Origin of the sequence: Hymenobacter saemangeumensis (assembly GCF_039541835.1) — a bacterium.
GTDB lineage: Bacteria > Bacteroidota > Bacteroidia > Cytophagales > Hymenobacteraceae > Hymenobacter > Hymenobacter saemangeumensis.
Genome location: NZ_BAABGZ010000077.1, coordinates 49,130 through 69,470, shown reverse-complemented (window position 1 = coordinate 69,470; position 20,341 = coordinate 49,130). Strand labels below are relative to the sequence as shown.

At 60.8% G+C, this 20,341-nt stretch carries 14 protein-coding genes and 1 tRNA gene; 8 read left to right on the top strand and 7 right to left on the bottom strand.

What is annotated here, in order from left to right:
- Positions 1 to 19 precede the first annotated feature (19 nt).
- Complete coding sequence (locus ABD919_RS19810) at positions 20 to 1,315, top strand: UDP-N-acetylmuramoyl-tripeptide--D-alanyl-D-alanine ligase (protein ID WP_345237802.1); 1,296 nt, start codon at positions 20 to 22, stop codon at positions 1,313 to 1,315.
- Between the two features lie 241 nt (positions 1,316 to 1,556).
- On the opposite strand, the gene rfbC is transcribed toward ABD919_RS19810, so the two are convergent.
- Together rfbC and ABD919_RS19800 are read right to left on the bottom strand one after the other, a co-directional pair.
- Positions 1,557 to 2,099, bottom strand: a complete 543-nt coding sequence (rfbC, locus tag ABD919_RS19805; RefSeq protein WP_345237801.1) for a dTDP-4-dehydrorhamnose 3,5-epimerase — start codon at positions 2,097 to 2,099, stop codon at positions 1,557 to 1,559.
- Positions 2,100 to 2,253: 154 nt separating this feature from the next.
- Entirely contained in the window at positions 2,254 to 3,363 is a 1,110-nt protein-coding gene (locus ABD919_RS19800) for a glycosyltransferase family 4 protein (RefSeq protein WP_345237800.1), read from the bottom strand.
- 292 nt (positions 3,364 to 3,655) lie between these two features.
- Between ABD919_RS19800 and ABD919_RS19795 the strand changes: the two genes are divergently transcribed.
- From ABD919_RS19795 to ABD919_RS19780, 4 genes are all read left to right on the top strand, one after another.
- The gene (locus tag ABD919_RS19795; RefSeq protein WP_345237799.1) at positions 3,656 to 3,949 is read left to right on the top strand and encodes a c-type cytochrome; all 294 of its coding nucleotides are present in this window, start codon (positions 3,656 to 3,658) and stop codon (positions 3,947 to 3,949) included.
- A gap of 79 nt (positions 3,950 to 4,028) precedes the next feature.
- Complete coding sequence (locus tag ABD919_RS19790) at positions 4,029 to 4,274, top strand: hypothetical protein (protein WP_345237798.1); 246 nt, start codon at positions 4,029 to 4,031, stop codon at positions 4,272 to 4,274.
- A gap of 221 nt (positions 4,275 to 4,495) precedes the next feature.
- Positions 4,496 to 5,821 carry a GTPase HflX gene (gene hflX / locus ABD919_RS19785; protein WP_345237797.1) on the top strand — a complete coding sequence of 442 codons (1,326 nt, stop codon included), beginning with the start codon at positions 4,496 to 4,498 and terminating at the stop codon, positions 5,819 to 5,821.
- Between the two features lie 103 nt (positions 5,822 to 5,924).
- On the top strand, positions 5,925 to 7,019 hold the full coding sequence (locus ABD919_RS19780; RefSeq protein WP_345237796.1) for a DUF6268 family outer membrane beta-barrel protein: 1,095 nt from the start codon (positions 5,925 to 5,927) through the stop codon (positions 7,017 to 7,019).
- A 40-nt stretch (positions 7,020 to 7,059) separates the two neighbouring features.
- On the opposite strand, the gene ppk1 is transcribed toward ABD919_RS19780, so the two are convergent.
- The 5 genes from ppk1 to ABD919_RS19755 form a co-directional block, all read right to left on the bottom strand.
- Positions 7,060 to 9,153 (bottom strand): polyphosphate kinase 1, encoded by a 2,094-nt coding sequence (gene ppk1, locus ABD919_RS19775; protein ID WP_345237795.1) that lies wholly within the window; start codon positions 9,151 to 9,153, stop codon positions 7,060 to 7,062.
- A gap of 157 nt (positions 9,154 to 9,310) precedes the next feature.
- A complete protein-coding gene (locus ABD919_RS19770) occupies positions 9,311 to 9,805 on the bottom strand; it encodes a SixA phosphatase family protein (protein ID WP_345237794.1) in 495 nt (164 codons plus the stop codon).
- Positions 9,806 to 9,967: 162 nt separating this feature from the next.
- Positions 9,968 to 11,971, bottom strand: a complete 2,004-nt coding sequence (locus ABD919_RS19765) for a GEVED domain-containing protein (RefSeq protein ID WP_345237793.1) — start codon at positions 11,969 to 11,971, stop codon at positions 9,968 to 9,970.
- A gap of 329 nt (positions 11,972 to 12,300) precedes the next feature.
- The gene (locus ABD919_RS19760) at positions 12,301 to 13,575 is read right to left on the bottom strand and encodes a M43 family zinc metalloprotease (protein ID WP_345237792.1); all 1,275 of its coding nucleotides are present in this window, start codon (positions 13,573 to 13,575) and stop codon (positions 12,301 to 12,303) included.
- 390 nt (positions 13,576 to 13,965) lie between these two features.
- The gene (locus ABD919_RS19755) at positions 13,966 to 17,901 is read right to left on the bottom strand and encodes a metallophosphoesterase (protein ID WP_345237791.1); all 3,936 of its coding nucleotides are present in this window, start codon (positions 17,899 to 17,901) and stop codon (positions 13,966 to 13,968) included.
- 328 nt (positions 17,902 to 18,229) lie between these two features.
- Between ABD919_RS19755 and ABD919_RS19750 the strand changes: the two genes are divergently transcribed.
- The 3 genes from ABD919_RS19750 to ABD919_RS19740 all read left to right on the top strand — a co-directional run bounded on the left by ABD919_RS19750 (position 18,230) and on the right by ABD919_RS19740 (position 20,314).
- Entirely contained in the window at positions 18,230 to 19,594 is a 1,365-nt protein-coding gene (locus ABD919_RS19750) for a Pycsar system effector family protein (protein WP_345237790.1), read from the top strand.
- 61 nt (positions 19,595 to 19,655) lie between these two features.
- A tRNA-Arg gene (locus ABD919_RS19745) sits at positions 19,656 to 19,727 on the top strand.
- A 182-nt stretch (positions 19,728 to 19,909) separates the two neighbouring features.
- A complete protein-coding gene (locus tag ABD919_RS19740; RefSeq protein WP_345237789.1) occupies positions 19,910 to 20,314 on the top strand; it encodes a hypothetical protein in 405 nt (134 codons plus the stop codon).
- The last annotated feature ends 27 nt before the right edge of the window (positions 20,315 to 20,341 follow it).

Here is a 20,341-nt window from a genome sequence, read left to right as displayed (position 1 = left end):
CTTTCCCAGCCTGCCCCTCATGTTGCTCTACGCTCATTTCCTGGCTGCTGAAGGCCAGGTCAGCACCGACTCGCGCCAGCCCCAGCCGGGCACCCTGTTCTTTGCCCTGAACGGCCCCAGCTTCCGGGGTGCTGCCTTTGCGCCCCAGGCCCTGGCCAAAGGCGCCCGCCACGCCGTGGTCGACGATGCCGAGCTGGCCGCCAGCGACCCGGCCCGCTACACCTACGCCGCCGACACCCTGCTGGCCCTGCAGGAGCTGGCCCGGCACCACCGCCGCCAGCTGCACATTCCCGTGCTGGCCATTACCGGCTCCAACGGCAAAACCACCACCAAGGAGCTGCTCACGGCCGTGCTGGCCAAGCGCTTCCGGGTGCTGGCTACCATCGGCAACCTCAACAACCACATCGGCGTGCCGCTCACCCTGCTGCGCCTTCGTCCTGCCGAGCACGAGCTGGCCGTGATTGAGATGGGCGCCAACCACCAGGGCGAAATTGCCGCCTACTGCGAGTGGGCCGAGCCTACGCACGGCTTCATCACCAACATCGGCAAGGCCCACCTGGAGGGCTTTGGCGGGCAGGAAGGCATTACCAAGGGCAAGGGCGAGCTGTTCCGCTTTCTGGCCCGCACCGGCGGCACGGCCTTCGTCAACACCCTGGACCCACGCCTGCCCGGGCTGGCCGAGCCCGTGGCCCAGCGCATCACCTTCCCCGGCCCCACCGACACCTACCCGGCCACGCTGCTGGCCGCCGACCCCGCCCTGGCCCTGCGCCTGGCCGATGGCACCGAGGTAGCCGCCCAGCTTACCGGCGACTACAACTTCCCCAACCTGGCCGCCGCCGCCGCCGTGGGCCAGCACTTTGGCGTGCCCACCGCGGATATTGCCGCGGCCCTGGCTTCCTACAACCCGCAGAACAACCGCTCCCAGCTGCTGCGCACCGACAAAGGCAACGAGCTGGTACTGGACGCCTACAACGCCAACCCCAGCTCCATGGCCGCCGCCCTGCGCAGCTTTGCCGCCCGCCCCGTAGCCGCCGGCCAAGCCAAGCTGGTGGTGCTGGCCGACATGTTTGAGCTGGGCGAGGAAACCGTAGCCGAGCACCGCGCGCTGGGCCAGCTGCTGGCCTCTTTGCCCCTGCCCACGGCGCTGCTTATCGGCCCCTTTATGCGCGATGCGGCCAGCGAAGGTCCTTTCCACCACTTCCCCACCAAAGAGGAAGCCGCCGACTGGCTGCGCACGCACCCGGTACAAAACCAGCAGGTACTGGTGAAAGGCTCCCGCGGCATGGCCCTGGAAACGCTGCTGCCACTGCTGTAGGCTATTTTCAATGAGCAATGAGCAATGAGCAGAAGATACGTGTCATTGCGAGTGGAACGCAGTGGAGCGCGGCAATCCGTCCTCTAGCACTCAGAAACCAGGTAAACCCAGACGTAAAAAAGCTCCAATGCCAGTACTGGTGTTGGAGCTTTTCATATTACCTGGTTGGTCGCTCAGAGAGGAAGGATTGCTACGGCTGCGCCTCGCAATGACACGTTTTCATTGCTCATTGAAAATTGTCTCAAAAAGGGCTTTCAAAGCCCCGGATGCCCGGCAGCTCCTCGTCTTTGCCGGATACCAGGGGGCTTTCAATGCCCCAGTCTATGCCCAGGTCCGGGTCGTTCCAGTGCAGGCCGCCTTCGGCGGCTGGGGCGTAGTAGTCGCTGCACTTGTAGAGAAACAAGGTGTCGTCTTCGAGGGCCACGAAGCCGTGGGCAAAGCCGGCGGGCACAAACAGCACATTGCTTTTCTCAGTGCTGAGCTCCACTTTGGCGTGCTGCCCGTAGGTGGGCGAGTCGCGGCGCAGGTCTACTACTACATCCAGGGCCCGGCCCTGGGCTACGCGTACCATCTTGGCCTGGGCATGAGGCGGGCGCTGAAAGTGCAGGCCGCGCAGCACGCCTTTTTTAGAGCGCGACTGGTTGTCCTGCACCCAGTTGGCTACCGCGCCGGCCTGCTCCATCAGGCGGGCGCTGAACGACTCGAAGAACACGCCGCGCTCGTCGGCAAATACGCGGGGCACAAACTCAATCAGCCCGGGCAGGGCGTGGTGTTTAACTTCCATAGGGGGTAAAGAATGTAGGCTTAGCCCAATTGGCCAGCTACGTAAAATAATTTTTAGTAGTGAGTAGTAAGCCGAGAGCAGTGAGCAACACGGACTGTCGTTCAATACGCAAGTGAACGTAAAGCAACACTCACTGCTGTGTACTTTTTACTCGCTACTTAATCTCGGCAATGGCCTGCAGGTACTTGTTGAGCACAATCTGCTCATCAAAGCGGCTTACGGCCAGCTGGCGGCTGGCCTGGGCCATGCGCTGCAGCTCGGGCTCGGGCAGGCGCAGCACCTGCAGCATCTTGGCGGCCAGGTCGGTGCCGCTGCGCACCTGGCAGAGGTAGCCGTTCTGGCCATCCACTACGGTGTCGCGGCAGCCGGGCACATCGGTGGTGACAATGGGCTTGCCCACGGCGGCGGCTTCGAGCAGGGTTTTGGGCGTGCCTTCGCGGTACGAGGGCAGCACCACGCAGTCGGCCCGGTGCAGGTGGCTGGCCACATCGTCGGAGCGGCCCAGGTATTCGATGTCGCCGCCCTTGAGCCACTCCTCGAAGGTGGCGCGGGGTACGCCCACGCCCCCGGCTTCGTCGAGGCCGCCAAGCAGCTGCACGCGGGTGCCGGGCACCGCCTCCCGCACCAGGCGGGCCGCCTCAAAGTACTCGGTGATGCCTTTTTCGTAGAGCACCCGCGCCACCATCAGAAATACAAAGGGCTGCTGGCGGGTGAAACCGGCAGCCGGGCTGAACTTGTGGGTGTCGACGCCGGAGCCCGGCAGCAGGTCGGCAATGCGGGGCTGCAGCAGGCCGTGCTCGAGGAAGAGCTGCCGGTCGTCGTTGTTCTGAAAAAACACCTTGTGGGGGAAACGGAAGGCAAAGCGGTACAAACCCAGCGCCACCTTGCTCACGAAGTTTTTCACGATAAACACCGTGCCCAGGCCACTCACGTTGTTGATGCTGGGAATGCCGGCCAGCCGGGCCGCCAGGCTGCCGTAGATATTGGGCTTGATGGTGTAGTGCAGCACCACATCGGGCTTTTCGCGCTTGTAAATCTGGTAGAAGCGCCGGGTAAGCAGGGCATCCTTCACCGGGTTGGTGCCCTTGTTTTCCATCAGAATGGGCACGTAGCGGCAGCCGAGCTCGGTTTCCAGCCGGCTGGAATAGTCATCGGGTGGCGCAATGGCCAGCACTTCGTGGCCGGCGGCCTGCAGGGCCCGCACCAAACTGGCCCGAAAGTTCCAGATGTTCCAGCTGGTATTAATTACAATGGCGACGCGCAAGGGAAAAGGAAGAAGGTTGAGAAGAACGACAAAGGTCGGCATTACGGCCGGTTGGGCATAGCAGTTGGCCGCTTATGCCCCGGCTTCGCTATTCCTGCACAAACGCGGAACTTTGCGGCCGATTTAATACCTGCTGTTACGCACGAGCTGATGCAATGCGCGCTGTAGCGGGCGGTTGCTGGTTTCTGGCTTCATGTTAGAACGACAACCAGAAACCAGCAACTAGAAACCAGAAACTAAAACCGGTACTGCAGCAGCTACCGCATAACAGCTGTTAACCTTATTGACTACTATGCGTTTTTGCCTTCCTACCCTGCTGCTCTTCTTCTCCCTGACTCCGGGCGCCGCGGCCTGGGCCGGGCCACCCGCCGGCCAGGTGCTGTACCAGAAAAACTGCGCCCCCTGCCATGGTGCCAACGGCCGCAAAGGCCTCAGCAGCGCCCACGACCTGACCAAGAGCAACCTCAATGCCTACGGCCGCGCTTACCTGGTAACCAACGGATTTGGCAAGATGCCTTCCTTCAAGAAAACCCTCTCGGAAGTGCAGATTCAACAGATAGTAGCGTATTCGCTTACCCTACGCTAAGGAACAAGCAGAGAATAAGAATTGCCAGATTCAGAATTTTGAATAACATTGGGCATGCTTCTCACTTTTTCCTTTCTGTATGAATCATTTCCGCCAGTTGTTATGCCTGGGCGCCCTGGCTTGGCTGACTGCTGCTTTTGCCGCCAGCCCCGCCACAGCAGCAACCTGCTGCCCGAACAGCACCGACCCGCCCGCGACGAGCCAGGACCCCAGCCGCCCCATGTTTGGCGGCAGCGTTGGCACCTCAGGTGGTGGCTTTACCGACCCTGCCCGCCCGCAGTTTGGTGGTAGCATCGGCAGCAGCAGCGGCGGCGCTACGCCCTAGCTTTCGCTGCTGTAGCCCTTTAAAAAGCTGCTGAATGGATTCAGCAGCTTTTTTTGTTGTCCGGAGAATGCCGCCCTGCTTTTGCGTCTGGCCGCTTTTGCGCCGCATTCGTATTGACAACACCAGCCCGACGAGGCGCTTCGTCGACTAACAGTTTTCATACCTTGCACCTTTCCGGGCTGCCCTGGCTGCGGTGGCCCTTACACCCTTCTGTTCTTCCCATGGCAAAAAAACCATCCTCGGGCGGCCGCCAGCCCGGCGGCAGCACCCGGCACTACGGCAACGACAACCCCCGCGCCGGCAAGCCGCTGGCCCGCGACCCCAACACCGGCACCTACCAAACCGGCCAGGAGCAGGAAACTGCCGTGCTGGTGAGCGTACCGCCCCGCCGGCAAAGCGACGCCCAAACCAACGAGTACCTCGACGAGCTGGCTTTTCTGATTGAAACCGCCGGCGCCACCGCTACCAGGCGCTTCATCCAGCGACTCGAAAAGCCCGATATCCGCACCTACGTGGGCGAGGGCAAGCTGGCCGAAATCAAGGCCTACGTGCAGCACGAGGGCATCAGCATGGTGGTGTTCGACGACGACCTCTCGCCCTCCCAGCTGCGCAACCTCGAAGCCGAGCTGCTGGTGAAGATTGTAGACCGCTCCCTGCTCATTCTCGACATCTTTGCCCTGCGCGCCAAGTCGGCCACGGCCCGCACCCAGGTAGAGCTGGCCCAGTACCAGTACCTGCTGCCCCGCCTCACCGGTCTCTGGACTCACCTGGACAAGCAGCGCGGGGGCGTGGGCATGAAGGGCCCGGGGGAAACCGAAATCGAAACCGACCGCCGCGTGGTGCGCGACCGGATTGCCTTCCTCAAAGACAAGCTCGAAGACCTCGACAAGCAAAGCCAGACCCAGCGCAAAGCCCGGGGCGGGCTGGTGCGCGTGGCCCTGGTGGGCTACACCAACGTGGGCAAAAGCACGCTGATGAACCTGCTGGGCAAGGCCGACGTGTTTGCCGAAAACAAGCTCTTTGCTACGGTCGACGCCACCACCCGCAAGATTGTGCTGGGCCAGACGCCCTTCCTGCTGTCCGACACCGTCGGGTTTATCCGCAAGCTGCCCACCCGCCTCATTGAGAGCTTCAAAAGCACGCTCGACGAGATTCGCGAGGCCGACCTGCTGCTGCACGTAGTGGACATCTCCCACCCCGGCTTCGAGGAGCAGATTCAGGTGGTGAACGATACGCTCTCCGACATCGGCGCAGCCGACAAGCCCACGCTGCTGGTATTCAACAAAATCGACCAGTACACCCCCGACGACCAACAGGAAGACCCGTTTGGCGAAGTGCGGGAGGCCGAGGACGACGACAGCGCCCCGCGCCCGCCCCTGGCCCAGCTGCAGGCCACCTACATGGCCAAGCTGCACGACCCGGTGGTGTTTGTATCGGCCCAGCAGCGCAGCAACATCGACGAGCTGCGCGAATTGATAGTAAAGCGGGTAACGGCGCTCAACGAGCAGCGCTTTCCTTACGCATCCCAGGAAAACAGCGGGGCTTAGAGGCTGCTTGCCCTGAACATGCAATAAGAAAGTGCGCGTAGCCATTCAGCTGCGTTTCGCGTATGGAACGGGGTCTGCTCAATAGCGAGCAGACCCTTTCTTTATGCCTTTCCGCCACCTGCTTTTCTTTCTCTTAATCCTGGGTTTAAGCCCGGCTGCGTGGGCCCAGCAGCCCCGCGTGTTTCCGCCCCCCGCCCCGGCCCCAGCCGATACAGTCTCAGACCCCAACGCCCAGCGGTTTGCCAATCCCTCGGTGCTGGGCATGGGCCCCAGCAAGGGCCTGATTGTGCGCTACGAGCGCATGCCTCGGTTCAATGTATCGTCGACGGCCAAGGTCGATGGGCTGAATGACTTCTCCACCGACGCCACCAAAAATGCCCGCCTTTCCATTAAGGGCTACATTCCGGCCTGGAACCGCCCCCACCTTAAGATGGTGGTTGGGGTGAGCTACGAGCGGGAAGAGTTTCAGTTTGCCAGCCGACCGGCCAACTACGAGCTCTACGACAACATCGAAAACAAGGGGCTCAAAAGCCTGGCCACGCAGCTGGTGGTGCTGCGCCCCGTCGACGAGGTGCACTGGTACCTGCTGCGGGTGAAAGGCGAGCTCAGCGGCGACTACACCTCCGACGAGCTGAGCCGCTCCGACTACCTGCGCTACTCGGCCGAAGGCATTTATGGCTGGAAGCGCAGCCCACGCTTTTCCTGGGGCCTGGGCTTTCAGTACGGCTATACCTTTGGCCGCCTCAGCTTGTATCCGGCCCTGCTCTACAACCGCACTTTCAACGACCGTTGGGGGGTGGAAGCCCTGTTTCCGGCTCGCGTCACCCTGCGCTACAACGCCTCGCCCAACTCCATCTTTTATACCGGCTACTCCGTGGAGGGCCTGAGCTATATCATTCGCCTGCGCACGCCGCTGGTGCGCTCCGGGCAGCCCGACAAGGTAGCGCTGAACTCGCTGGAGCTGCGCGAAACCGAGGTGCGCTTCCGCCTGCGCTGGGAGCGCGAGCTGCTGAGCTTTCTGTGGCTGGGCGCCGAAGCGGGCTACCGCTACAACTACGCCTTCGATGCCTTTGACCGCATCAACGCCGACCGCGAAAAAATCATCGACTCCCATCTGGGCAGCATTCCCTACGCCAGCCTGGAGCTGTTTATTACCCCGCCCCGCAAGCTGCTGGAGAAATCCGGCGTTCGCCGCTAGGTATTTCTGCGCAGTACAAGGCGCCAGCTGCGGCGGCTTGCTACTCCGCCTTCTTGGGCCGGGTGGCCGCCTTACGTGGGGCCGCCTGCCTTTTCAGACCTTTCAGCCACTTGTAAGTGGCCTCCTGGGCTCTGATGCGGGGCTGCCCGGCCTGGGGCAGCAGGTAGTTGTTGTCGAAGTCGCGGGCCTTCACGTTGTCCTGCCGCTGCAGGTCGAGCAGGTGGCGCACTTCGGCGCGGATGTGCTCGTCGAGCAACGGAAAGGCCACTTCTATGCGCCGGTCCAGGTTGCGCGTCATCCAGTCGGCCGACGAGACGTAAACTTTTTCCTCGCCGCCGTTGGCAAATACATATACCCGGGCATGCTCCAGGTAGCGGTCTACAATGCCGCGCTGGCTGATGTTCTCGCTCAGGCCGGGCTGGCCGGGCAGCAGGCAGGCTATGCCCCGCACAATGAGCTCGATGCGCACGCCGGCCTGGCTGGCTTCGTAGAGCTTGGCAATCATGTCCAGGTCCTGCAGGGAGTTCATCTTGGCCAGGATGTAGGCCTCCTTGCCCTTGCGGGCCTGCCGCATTTCGCGCTCAATCAGCTTATACAGCCCGTTGCGCAAGCCAAACGGCGCCACCAGCAGGTGCTCCAGCGTGGGCTGCCGGCGCAGGTCGAGCAGGTAGTCGAATACGGCCGCCACTTCCTGCGTCAGTCCTTCGTGGGCCGTGAACAGGCCGTGGTCGGTGTAAAGCGTGGCGGTGGCTTCGTTGAAGTTGCCGGTGCTGAGGTAGGCGTAGTGGCGGGGGGCCTGGCTTTCTTCACGGCGCGTAATGAGCAGCAGCTTGCTGTGCACCTTCAGCTCGGGGGGCGAAAACATTACGCGCACCCCGGCCCGCTGCAGCTTCTCGGCCCAGTACAGGTTCGACTCCTCGTCGAACCGGGCCTTTAGCTCCACTACGGCGGTCACCTGCTTGCCCTTCTTGGCGGCTTTCAGCAGGGCTTTGGTAACGGCACTCTTCTTGGCTACGCGGTACAGGGTGATGTGCACTTCGGTCACGGCCGGGTCGTCGGCCGCTTCGCGCAGCAGGCGGGTTACGTAGTCGAACGACTGGTAAGGCGGGTGCAGCAGGTGGTCGCGCCGGGCAATGGCATCGAGCAGGCTGCCCGTGCGGGGCAGCGTGGGGTGCGGCAAGGCCGGCCATTCGGGGTAGCTAAACGTTGCTTCGTCAAAGTCGGGAAAGCCAAAAAAGTCGCGGAAGTTGTGGTAGCGCCCGCCCTGCACCAGCTCTTCGTCGCCGATGCCCGTTTTGTCTTTGATAGCCTGCAGCACTTCCTGGGGCAGCTCGGGGTCGTAGAGCAGGCGGGCGGGGTAGCCGGTTTCGCGCTTGCCCAGGCTGCTGCGGATTTTGGCCATCAGGTTGCCCGACACTTCTTCCTCGATGTCGAGCTCGGCGTCGCGGGAGAGCTTGAGCGTGTGGGCCTGCACCTGCTCGTACTCCGGAAACAGCTCGGCTGCACCCACGCGAATTACATCGTCGAGGAAAATGACGTTGCGCGCTGCTCCTTCATCGGGCAGGCGCACGAAGCGGCCCCCGTGGCGCTTGGTGGGCAGCTCCATCAGCAGCACGCGCTCGGCATTGGGCTTGCCCTTTTTGCCTCGGGCGCCCGCCAGGAAAAAGGCCATATACACCGCCTGGTCCTTCAAGAACAGGTGGTGCAGGGTTTCATCGAGCACAATGGGCGAGAGCAGGTCGCGCACCTGGCTGCGGAAATACTCCAGCACCCACTGCCGCTGCGGGTCGCTGAGCTCCGATTCGTTGAGGAGGTGAATGCGCTCCTGATTCAGGGCCGGCAGCAGCATTTCCCGAAACGTGGCGCCAAAGGCTTCCTGCTGCCGGTCTACTTCGGCCAGCACGGCCCGCAACAGGCGCTTGGGTCGCTCATCGAGCTGGGCCCGGGTTTTCTTTTTCAGCTTGGTAAGCCGGCGGATGGTGGCCACCCGCACCTTGAAAAACTCATCGAGGTTGCTGGAGAAGATGGCCAGAAACTTAAGGCGCTCCAGCAGGGGCACTTCCGCACACTGGGCCTCCTGCAGCACCCGCGCATTAAAGCGCAGCCAGCTTAAGTCACGGGAAAGCGTTTTCAAGTCAATTAAAATTTATGAATTAAAAATTAAAAATGGATAGCACCGGCCATGAGCCAGCTAAACCCACGCGGGAGCAGCCCCGTGGGCATTTACGCAGCCAAGCCAGCAAAGTCGGCTTCTACTACAGAAACAATTTTTAATTCTTAATTTTTAATTTTTAATTAACATTCCGGGGGTAGTCGTAAAAGTAGAACTCGGCATTGGCCCGGCTTACGTCTTCCCAGCGCTTGCAGTCGAAGCGCAGGCACACCACCGCGGCGGTGGGCATCTCATTGATGGAAGAAGGCGAAAGCTCATTCACCGTATCGGTAAAAGTGGGGTTGTGGCCCACCAGAATAGCCGAGCTGGCCGAGTCGGGCAGCTTGTGAATGATGTCGATGATGTCGTCGACTTCGGCCTGGTAGATGCTAGGCTCCACCACAATCTTGTTGTGCGGGTAATCGAGCTCGCGGGCTACCAGCACCGCAGTGCTCAGGGCCCGCACAGCCGGCGAGCTCACCATCAAGTCGGGCTTGATATCCCGCTTGGCCAGGGCCTGGCCCATGCGCGGGGCGTCGTCGCGGCCGCGGTCGTTCAGGGGGCGCTCCTGGTCGCTGAGCTCATCGAAGTTCCAGCTGGATTTGGCGTGGCGGAGTAGGTACAGGGTTTTCATGCGGATGGTAAAGCGTTGGCTGGTTTTACTATTGAGCGAAGGAAAGGTTTTTCAGGAAAAGCCGGGGCGGCAGTGCTGGCCAGAGGAGCCCGGCCCCGTGGGGTAAAATAAAAAAGGCCTGCCGAAACCGGCAGACCTTTTCCGTAACAGTATGAGTTAAAACTACTCTTTCACAAAACGCTGGTGCGAGGTAGTAGTTCCATCGCTCACCGTGAGCATGTAGATGCCTTTGTTGAGCGAAGCGACGTTGAGCTTGCTGCCGTCGAACGACAGGCCCCGTACTTCCGAGCCGCGCAGGTCGTACACGCGCACGGTCAGCGCCGTTTCCTGGCTGGCAGCATTCAGCGGGCGCACGATGTTGAGCACATCGCTGGCGGGGTTGGGATACAGCGAGTAGGTATTGGACTCACCGGCTGCAATAGCCACCGAAGTGCGAGCCGCGCCGCCGCTGATGCTGACGGTATAATCTTCCGTTTCGCCGTAGCTGTAGCTGTTGCAGCTGGTGGTGGCCGAGTTGTCGCTCATCACCACCCGCATGCGCGTCGAGCCGTTGCGGGCCGTGGTTGGCACCGTGAAGCTGGCCGAGCGGGTGCTGGCCGAGGTGCTGCCGGCTGCCGATACCACCAGCTCGCCAGCGTCAATAAAGTCGCCGTCCTTGTTGTAATCGATGTATACTTTGAAGTACTCGGTGTAAGCTGTGCCCGAGAAGCCGGCCGAGAAGTAAATGGTGTTGGTGGTTCCGGCAGTCAGACCAGTGCTCAGCGCCGTGCCGTTGTAATAGCCGGCATCAGCACCCGAGCTGCGGTTGATGGAGCCCAGCTGCACCAGGTCAATCCACTCATAGGTTACGCTGCTACCCTTGCTGGCGCAATAAGCCACCGTGCCGCTGGTAGTAGTAAACGAAGCCGCCGCGCTGTAGGCGCTGCTGCTGCCGCTGCACACCGTCTGCACCTGGTACTGGTAGGTGGTGCTGGCCGTCAGGCCCGACAGGGTCCGGCTGGTGCCGGTCTGGTTGACCGTGGTCCAGGTAGAAGCACCCGATACGCGGTACTGCAGGTTGTAGGACGCAGCGCCCGAAGCAGCGGCCCATGATACCGTAGCCGAAGTGCTGCCGATGCTGCTGGCTGCCAACCCGGTGGGGGTGGCGCAGGTGCTGGTGGAGGGAGGCGTTCCGCCGAGGGAGGTTTTCAAAGACTCGCGGGCGCCACCGGTGGCAAACAGGGCATTCATGCGGCTGCTCTGCCCGTTTGAGAACATGTACATGCAGGCGTCGTCGGTGTAGTCCATGTAGTTCATGAACATGTCGCCGTTGGTGGTGTTGCCGCAGGTGCGCTTGGGGAAGGTGGGGCAGCCGGTATTGCTGGTCTGCTGGGTGGGCGTGTCGCTCACATAGTCGTTGCCGCAGGAAGCATCGCCCCAGATGTGGCGCAGGTTCAGCCAGTGGCCTACTTCGTGCGTGGCCGTGCGGCCCAGGTTGAAGGGGGCAGCAGCCGAGCCGTAGCGGCCGAAGCCGGTGGTCAGAATTACTACGCCATCGGTAGCGGCCGCGCCGCCGGGGAACTGCGCGTAGCCGAGTACGCCGCCGCTCAGGTTACACACCCAGATGTTGAGGTACTGGCTGGTGTTCCAGGCGTTGGTGCCGCCCGTGGTGCTGCTCTTCATCTTGTCGTCGGTGCCCCAGGAAGTCTGGGTTACCTGCTTGCGGGTAATGCCAGTGGTAGCATTGCCATTGGGGTCGCGCTTGGCCAGAGTAAAAGCAATACCTACATCGGCCACCGAGCCGGCAAAAGCAGAGGGGGTTTTCGTAACGTCCGCGTTCAGCTTCTGGAAGTCTTCGTTGAGAACGTCAATCTGGGAGGCAATCTGAGCATCGGTAACGTTCTGGGCCGTGGTGTTGTAGAGCACGTGTACGACCACCGGAATGGTTATCGTAACGGCCGAAGTCCGCTGGCCCAGGTTAGCCTGCTGAGCAGCATACTGCAGGGCTTGGTTGTCGATGCTGGCCATGCGCTGGGCCAGGGAGGGGTCCCGGGCCAGCTGGGTAGCCAGCACGTCCATGCTGCCGCAGTTACGGCCGGGCTTGTGAGCATCCTGAGCCTGTACCGGCGAAGAAGAGAAAGCCAGCCCTGCAAGGCCAAGCATTACCGAGTAAAAGGTTTTTTTCATGCGTAAAGGGTGAGAATGGGAAATGGGTTGAGAATGGTTGGGAGAATAGAGAGCTGCAAGTGAGGGGCGAATCTATTGAAAACAATTCAACAAAACCACCATTATTGCTAGATATTAATCCATTTACCCACAAAAAGCCAAAATTTTGTTAAAAATTCTGGCTTTTTGTGGGTAATTCCGCATTTAAGGCTTAGGCTTTACGCCTTTATGCTGGCGTTTCCTGGTCTATGCGTCAGGCTTGGGAACTAACTTGGAAGTCAGAAGCTGCGGGGCCGCCGGCTCAAACCGGAACTATCAGTGCGGCCGGTGCCTGGCGGGCGCTTCCCTGCTTACTCCTTCTCGAAGCGCTGGTGCGATACCTGAGTACCGTTGGCGATGGTGAGGTAATACAGGCCTTTGGGCAGGGCACTTACCTGCACGTCGCCGTGGCCATCGTAGCGGGCCTGGGTCATCTCATGGCCGCGCAGGTCGTACACGCGCACCGAAGTGGCAGCGGCGTCAGCATCGGCGGGCAGCGAGAGGTGCAGCACCTCGGTAGCCGGGTTGGGGTACATGGCTACGGGCGTGGTCGTTACGCTGAAGCGCGGGGCCGTGCCGCCCAGCGACGTCAGCAGCGAGGCACGGGCGCCACCGGTGGCAAACAGAGCATCCATCCGGTCGCTCTGCCCATACGTGAACATGTACATGCAACGGTCATAGGTATAGTCCATGTAGTTCATCCACTGGTCGCCGCTGGGGCCGTTGGAGCAGGTTACGTGGGGGAAGGCCGGGCAGCCGCCGTTGCTGGTCTGCTGGGTGGGCGTGTCGCTCACGAAGTCGTTGCCGCAGGTAGCATCGCCCCAGATGTGGCGCAGGTTCAGCCAGTGGCCTACTTCGTGCGTGGCCGTGCGGCCACCGTTGTAGTTGGAGGCCGTGCCGCCGGGCACCGAAGAGAACAGGCATACAATGCCATCAGTAGCAGGGTTGCCACCGGGAAACTGGGCGTAGCCCAGCAGGCCCTGCCCCAGGTTACACAGCCAGAGGTTCATGTACTGACCGGCCGGCCAGGCATCGCTGCCGCCTTTGCTGGTATACTTCACAAAGTCGTTGCTGCTGAAGGAGCGGGTTTTCGTGGAGCGGCGCACCACGCCCGTGGTTGCATTGCCGTTGGGGTCGCGCTTAGCCAGCACGAAGCGTACGTTGGTGGCGGCTGCCGAGCCGGCAAAGGCCGAGGGAACCAGGCCGGCATCGGGGTTGGTCTTGGCAAAGTCTTCATTCAGCACCCGAATCTGCGCATCAATCTGCGACTGCGGCACATTCTGGGAAGCCGTGTTGTACACCACGTGCACTACTACCGGAATGGTAACGATGGTGCCTGCCGTCAGGCGCTGCATCACGGCCGGCTGGGCGAGATACTGCTTGGTCTGGGCTTCAATGGCCTCCAGGCGCTGGGCCCGGGCGGGGTCGGCAGCAATCTGGGCTTCGTACACTTCCATGGTGGCGCAGTTACGGCCGAGCACAGCGGAAGCAGGATTGGCAAGGGAGGCGCGGCCTTCCTGGGCCTGGGCTGAGAAGGTAGTGGCGAACCCGGTGAGGGCTAGTGCCGCAATGTAAAGTTTGTTCATGGGTATGGGGAATGGGAAAAGAGGAGAAAAAAAGAAATTGTGTGAATAGCTCAGAATGCAAAACAAATAAAAATTTACTTAATCCAAAGCACATTTTGCAAAATCAAACGTCTGTTTGCCGAAATCAGTTGGAAACAGTTGTCAAAAACCCGAATTTTATTGCCAAAATTCGAATGAAGCGCCTTTACGAACTTGTTAATTGACAAGTTGTCTTTTTTTGAAATTTGACAAAATCTTCTTTCGCATTCTTTTATTGCTTGCAAGCCTGATTTCTGTGTAGCGACACAAAAAAAGCCCTGGCTCCACAGCCAGGGCTTTTGCAAATCCATCAACTTAACCACTGCTATTCAGCACCTTGAATGCCCGCGGCCTAACCAAGCGCTAAGGCGCCTAGAACAGGAAATCAAAGCCTACAAAGAATAGCTTTTCTTCTCCCACCGAATAGGTAGCGTTAATAACGGCCTGTTGCAGAATGTCGAAGTAAATGCCCCCTCCAAAGCCCGAGTGGAACGCGCTGAGTCCCGAGCGCCGGTCGTTGTCGGAATATACGCGGGCAAAGTCGGCCAGGCCTAGAACGCCCGCGCGGCCGGGAAACAGGTAAGCATTAAACCGGAACAGCTCCAGGCGGGCCTCAAAATTGGTGTAGACCGAGGAGCGGCCGGAGAAGCGGGTGCGGCGGTAGCCCCGCAGGTTGGTGGTGCCGCCCAGCGTGTTGGCCTGGTAGAAGCGGTAGTCGCCGATGTTGCGCGCAGCCCCGATGCGGCCGGCATAGGTAAGCCGGAAGGGGAAGTTGGGGGTCAGGTAAAAGCGGATTTCGGAGGTGAGGCGGCCGAAGTTGAGCTTCTCGCCGTTGAGCTGCCAGTTGTACTGGCCCTCGTTGTACCAGCGGATGCCAATACGCGGGTTGCGGGCCGAGGAGCTGGCGTCGAGGTTGAAGTAAAGCAGCCCCCCAAGGTAGGTGTTGGCCTGAAAGTCGGAGTTGCGGATGCCAAAGCGGCGGTTTTCGTACAGGCCCTTGTCCACGCCGATGCTGTCGGCAATAATGCGTCCGATGGGGCTCTTTTCGATGCGGAACCGGTCGAACTGCGGGCCGTAGCCCATTTTCAGGAAGCTGAAGAGGTTACGCTCCAGCGTGGGGGCCACGTAAATCCGGTCGAAGCGCACGCGGTAGTCCTCATTGACGGTGCGCACCGTGGGTCGTTCCACGGTAGGGTCCTCATTGGCCAGGTTGGGCGTGTTGTTGCCCAGGCCGAAAAAGTTGTAAAGCAGCTGCGGCCCGTAGTACTGTGCCACCACCCGCAGGTCGTTTTTGCCGAACACCCGCGTAAACTGTCCGGTGTAGCGGATGTTGAAAGCCTCCCGGGCCGGGGCCACGTTGGCCACCAGGGTTTGCTCCGACGAAAACGGCGCGCGGCGGAAGCCGTAGCGGCGGTGCGTGATGCCGCCGCCCACCAGAATGCCGTCGTCGATGTTAAAGCCAAAGTAGAGGGCCGGCCCGGTGTAGTTGAGGCGGTAGTCCTTGAGGTCGGAGCGCAGCGGACGGTCGTAGCGGCTTACGTCGGTGCCGTGCTCCAGGCGCAGGCGGGCGTCTTTGCCGGCCACAATCACGTTGCCGGTATCGGCATCGTAAATCTGCAGCTTGTTGCCGATGCCGCTCACGTTGCTGCGGTTCACGATGCTGTCGCGCTCGCTGCCCCCGATAACGCGAATCTTGATGCCTTTGCCGGCCTCGCCCCGGATGTCAAAGACGTCGTTGCCCTTGATGCCATACAGGCGGATTTCGTCGGTTACTTTGTGCTCCAGCACCCGGTCGTAGAGCGTTTTGGTGAGGCGGCCCTCTTTGTTGATTTTGCGCACCGTCACGCGGGCATCGCCGTTTTTAAGGCGCTGCACTACGAACTTCTCGTTTTTCTCGGAGCCCCGCACCTCCACCACCTGCGCCAGCACGTCGGCGTACTTGGCGGCCACGTCGGGCAGCAGGTCGCGGCGCTTCTTGAGCTTGGCCACAATTTCGGGGCCGTGCAGGTCGTAGATGGCTTTGGGCCAGCGCTCCCGGAATGCTTTCTCAATCACCTCATCGGTGAGCTGGGTTTTCATGTATTGCGCCTGCTCCACCCACTGCTGCCGGGTAACGCTGCCCAGAAACACCCGGTCGTTGGCCATGCCCGTCAGGTTAAGCCCCTTGTAGTCGGCATAGTCGTAGCCGAAGTTCTGAAAGTTTCGCACCGCAAACCGCCGGCTAATCAGCCAGGGCAACAGGCCGTCGCCTTTAAAAAAGGCGATGTCGCGGTCTTTGGGAACGGCGGTAAAGGTGCGGTCGCCGTCCTTGTCTTTTTTCTCGGCCCAGCGCCACTGGTCTTCGTGCCGGTCCCAGTCGCCCACCCACATGTCGAACAGGCGGGAGCGGGCAAAGGCCACGGCATCTACTTTGTTGTCGTTGTCGTCGAGCAGGCGCTCAATCACCTTTTCGGTACTCACCAGGTTTTTGGCGTAGCCCAGGCTGGCCACGTTGCTCTGGTCGTCTTTGGCGTCTTCTTCCAGTGCCGCGGGCAGGTTGGCAAACCGGTCGAAGTACTGGCCCAGCAGGGGGTCTTGGGGAATGAACACCGGCGTGGGGTTGGTGTGCAAAATGCCGGCCGCCGCCGCCAGTGGCGGTATGGCAAAGGAAGCAAACGGGTGCTGGGCCGAAATCTGGTCCTGCAGAATGTCTTTGGCGGCGCCGGTGCGCAGGGCTTCCGGCAGCACCGCCGCGGGGTCCTTGTCGATGCCGCGCAGGGTGAAGTGGTGGCCTTCCTCGTTGCGCACCTTCAGGGAAGCGGTTTGCTTGCCGCCTCCCACTTTATAAGGCATAAGCCCGCCTTTGGCCCGGGCCAGGTCGAGCACGGGAAACTGCACCGGCGTGGCCCATTCTTTCCGGTAGTGGTTGCCCAGAAACAGCCGGCCCAGGCCGCTGCGCTTGTTGTAGCGGGGGTTGATGGCCAGCGTCACGGTGCTGTCAGCAAATGAAGGCCGGCTGGCGGGCACCACCAGCGCCTGGCCGGCGCCCTGCTCTTCTTTTTTCTTCTTTTTCTTTTCCGGCGTGCGCGGCGCCGGCTTCCCGGCCCCTGTCGCCAGGCCCCCGCCCCGGCCAAGCTCGCGGTACAGTGGGGTGCGGAACACCAGCCGGGCCGTTTCGCCTTTGCCCTGGGGCACATAGTACTCGGTCCATACCTGCCCGTCGTCGTAGTAGTTCACCCGGGCAAAGCCCTTTTCCTTGTCGGAGAACAGCGCCCCGGCACCGGCACCGGGCTTCACGTGCTGGGTTTTGCAGCCCGAGCCGCTCACGATGTAGTGCGTAGCGCCTTCCTTGAAGTACTGCAGGTTGTGCTCGTGCCCGGCCGCATACACCACGTTGGGGTACTTATTGAAAATCTCCTCCAGTCCTTTTTTATAGCCCTGGTAGAGCGGGTGGGGAATGTCCTGGCTGATGCCGCCGTACTTGCGGGCAAACGGATAAATGGAGCCAATGACGGGCAAGGGCAGAAACGCGTACTTGTACACGATGCTGATGGGGAAGAGGTGGTCGGCCAGGGTGAAGTAGCCGCCGTGCACGCCGTCGGAGTACAGCGGGTGGTGGCCCACCACCATGATGTGCTTGTCCTGGTTGCGGGCAATGATGTCATCAAGCTGGGTGAAGAAATCGGCTTCGTCTTCTACCCCACAGCCGCTGTCGGAGCCAAAAGGACGCTCGCTGCGCTGGGTCAGAAACCACTGCGAGTTGATGGTAATCAGCACAATATTATCCTGCAGGCGCACCTCGTAGGGCCCGGGGCAGCCGTTGGCTGGGGTGAAGAAGTCGCCGGTGTAGCGGAAGTTGACCGTGTCTTTGGCCAGGTAGTCTTCCACAAAGCGCTGCTCGCGGTTTACCTGGGCCAGGCCGCCGGGCAGGCCCTGCTTCCAGTCGTGGTTGCCGGGAATCATGTACTTCTCGCCCTGGTAGCCTTTAAAGACGTCGAGCTGGGCAATGATGCGCTCTTCCGACACCTGGCGGTCGTAGGCCCCCTCTTCGGGCAGGCCGTAGTTGTAGATGTTATCGCCGAGGTAGACGGTGGTGCTTTTGGCGCCGGCAGCCAGAATCTGCTTGTGCAGGAAGTTGAGGGAAGGCTCGCCACCGTCTTTGGTATCGGCGGGCTTGCCTACGTCGCCAATCAGAAAGACGGAGTAGCGGATGCGGGTGCTGTCGGGCGGGGTCTTGGCCTGCCAGCCGGTAGCCTCCCGGCGGTAGTTGGGCCGCGAGTAATGGGGGTTCTGGTCAGACTCGCCCTGGGCTAGCAGATGAAGGGGCAACGCACAAGCCGCGCAAAGCAGCGCGGAACGAAGGCGGAAAAGTAAGGACATACAAGAATGGGTAAGCAGAACAAGGCCCTGGCCGACAATTCCCAAATGGGCATCGTGCACACGGCTGTAGCCTTGGTAATGGCATGGTACGCAAAGGGCGGTAGCGCGGTTAAGCCAGCTGCCTGCCTTGCCCCTCCCCTGCTCTGCTTGGTATGGTCACGCTGGCTTGGGGCAGGCAGGCAGGTGCCGCACGGCGGCCTTTTCAACTTCTGCCCCCTGGTTCGCGTTCAAAGCCGGTTGGCAGAAAACTATTTGGTCTGCCTTGTCTTTACCCCAGATGGAAAACCCTACCCCCGCGCCTGCCCACCTCACGCCCGGCGCTAGCCCGGTCGCCACCCTGCCACTGGCGGCGGCGGCAGAGCCGGCTGCTTCCACACCTGCCCCCAACGATTCCCAGGCTACGGAAAGCCCGGCTGCTAAGCCCGGCAAAGCCCCCAAAGCCGAAGCTTCGCCGCTGGTGAAAGAAGCCAAAGCCTATGTAACGGCCTTGTTTGAAGCGGAGCTGCCGGCCACGCTTACCTACCACTCGCTGCGCCACACCGAAACCGTGGTAAAGGAATGCCGCATCCTGGCCGCCGCCGCCAAGCTCAGCGCCGACGACACCGAAGCGCTGCTGCTGGCGGCCTGGTTTCACGATACCGGCTACCTCGATGTGTACGACGGCCACGAGTTTCGCTCCATGGAGCGCGCCGCCGCCTGGCTAGCCGAAAAAAAGATAAACCCCGGGCGAATCCAGCTGATAAAAGACATTATCAAAGCCACGCACCGCGACGAAAAGCCCGACACCGAGCTGCAGGAGCTGCTGGTGGATGCCGACATGAGCAACCTTGCCGCCGACGACTTCCGCTCTACCGCCGAGCTGCTGCGCACGGAGTGGGAGCTGGTGCTGGGCAAAACCTACTCCAGCCCCGACTGGGCCGACCTGCAGCTGGCCTTTATGTCGGCCCATAAGTACTATTCCGAAGTAGGCAAGGAGCGCTACCGCAAGCAGTTTAAGGCCAACATCAAGGAACAGCGCGACCAGCTTAAAAAGACGGAGAAGAAAGCCAAGAAGAAAGATGAAGAGTTGAACGGCACCTTCGCCGACCCCAAGCGCGGCGTCGAAACCATGTTCCGCACCATGTACAACAACCACATCAAGCTTTCGGACATGGCCGACAAAAAGGCCAGCATGATGATTTCGCTTAATGCGGTGCTTCTCTCCATTATTATTACTTACCTGGGCGCCAAAACCTCTTCCCTGGGCCCGGCCTTCACCCGCAACCCGGTGCTGGCCATTCCCATGGGCATTCTGATTCTTACCTCGCTGGCCTCCGTTATTACCGCCATTCTGTCGGCCCAGCCCGACGTAACCAGCTTCAAGTGGCTGAAGCGCAGCCCCCAGATTGCCACCAACCGCCGCGTAAACCTGCTTTTCTTCGGCAACTTTACCAAGCTCAGCCTCGACAACTTCCAGCAGGGCATCCGCGAGCTCATGCAGCAAAAGGAAGGCCTCTACACCAACATGGTGACCGACGTGTACTACCTCGGCGAGGTACTCTCGCGCAAGTACGGCCTGCTGCGCACCAGCTACACCGTGTTTATGGTTGGCCTTATCCTCACGGTTCTCTCTTTTGGCATTGTGCTGCTCTACAAATCTTAATGCAGAAGAAAAAGCAGGGCCGGAAGCAGTCGAGGCACCGGCGTTCTTAACTTTGCGGCATGGCTGCGTAGTTCAAGGGATAGAATAGGCGTTTCCTAAACGCTTGATAGCAGTTCGAATCTGCTCGTGGCTACTTGGCCCTAAAGCCTTTACAGCCGGCTGTTTTTCCAAGTGAAAAACAGCCGGCATCTTTTTTTCCAGCCCCTCTCCCGACGCTTTTCTTCCCGGGCTGGCTTGCCTCGCCCAGCAACACCCCGGCTGGTGGCGCTAACCTTTCGGTGGCCTTGTCCGTATCTGCTCTGTTATAGTCTTACCATGGCCCACCGCACCCTACACGAAGCACCCTCGCTTACCATTAACTACGACTATATCCACGACTGGCTGCAGCTGCATTGGCAGGGCAACCTCGACGATGCTTCCGCGATGGAAGGCGCGCTCAAGCTGCTGGAGCTTTTGCGGCAGGAGAAATGCAGCAAAGTACTCAATGATAACACCCACATAAGCGGCCTCTGGGCCGACGCCGCCCGCTGGGGCGGCGAGGTCTTTTTCCCACAGCTCTACGAGGCGGGCTGCCGCTACTTCGCCTGGGTGCATTCCCCCGAGCGCTATAGTCAGCTGTCGGCGGAGCTGGCGATGCAGCACACCTCGGCAGGCATCATCTTCATGACATTTCACGATGTAGCCACTGCTGCCGAGTGGTTGCAGCGCATGCAACCCTAACTTTGTTTTCCGACCCCGGCCCCTATT

Excerpts from the sequence above, each read along its gene's own strand:
- ABD919_RS19810 (WP_345237802.1), top strand. The coding sequence starts at position 20 with ATGTTGCTCTACGCTCATTTCCTGGCTGCTGAAGGCCAGGTCAGCACC.
- rfbC (WP_345237801.1), bottom strand. The coding sequence starts at position 2,099 with ATGGAAGTTAAACACCACGCCCTGCCCGGGCTGATTGAGTTTGTGCCC.
- ABD919_RS19795 (WP_345237799.1), top strand. The coding sequence starts at position 3,656 with ATGCGTTTTTGCCTTCCTACCCTGCTGCTCTTCTTCTCCCTGACTCCG.
- ABD919_RS19790 (WP_345237798.1), top strand. The coding sequence starts at position 4,029 with ATGAATCATTTCCGCCAGTTGTTATGCCTGGGCGCCCTGGCTTGGCTG.
- hflX (WP_345237797.1), top strand. The coding sequence starts at position 4,496 with ATGGCAAAAAAACCATCCTCGGGCGGCCGCCAGCCCGGCGGCAGCACC.
- ABD919_RS19780 (WP_345237796.1), top strand. The coding sequence starts at position 5,925 with ATGCCTTTCCGCCACCTGCTTTTCTTTCTCTTAATCCTGGGTTTAAGC.
- ABD919_RS19770 (WP_345237794.1), bottom strand. The coding sequence starts at position 9,805 with ATGAAAACCCTGTACCTACTCCGCCACGCCAAATCCAGCTGGAACTTC.
- ABD919_RS19765 (WP_345237793.1), bottom strand. The coding sequence starts at position 11,971 with ATGAAAAAAACCTTTTACTCGGTAATGCTTGGCCTTGCAGGGCTGGCT.
- ABD919_RS19760 (WP_345237792.1), bottom strand. The coding sequence starts at position 13,575 with ATGAACAAACTTTACATTGCGGCACTAGCCCTCACCGGGTTCGCCACT.
- ABD919_RS19750 (WP_345237790.1), top strand. The coding sequence starts at position 18,230 with ATGGAAAACCCTACCCCCGCGCCTGCCCACCTCACGCCCGGCGCTAGC.
- ABD919_RS19740 (WP_345237789.1), top strand. The coding sequence starts at position 19,910 with ATGGCCCACCGCACCCTACACGAAGCACCCTCGCTTACCATTAACTAC.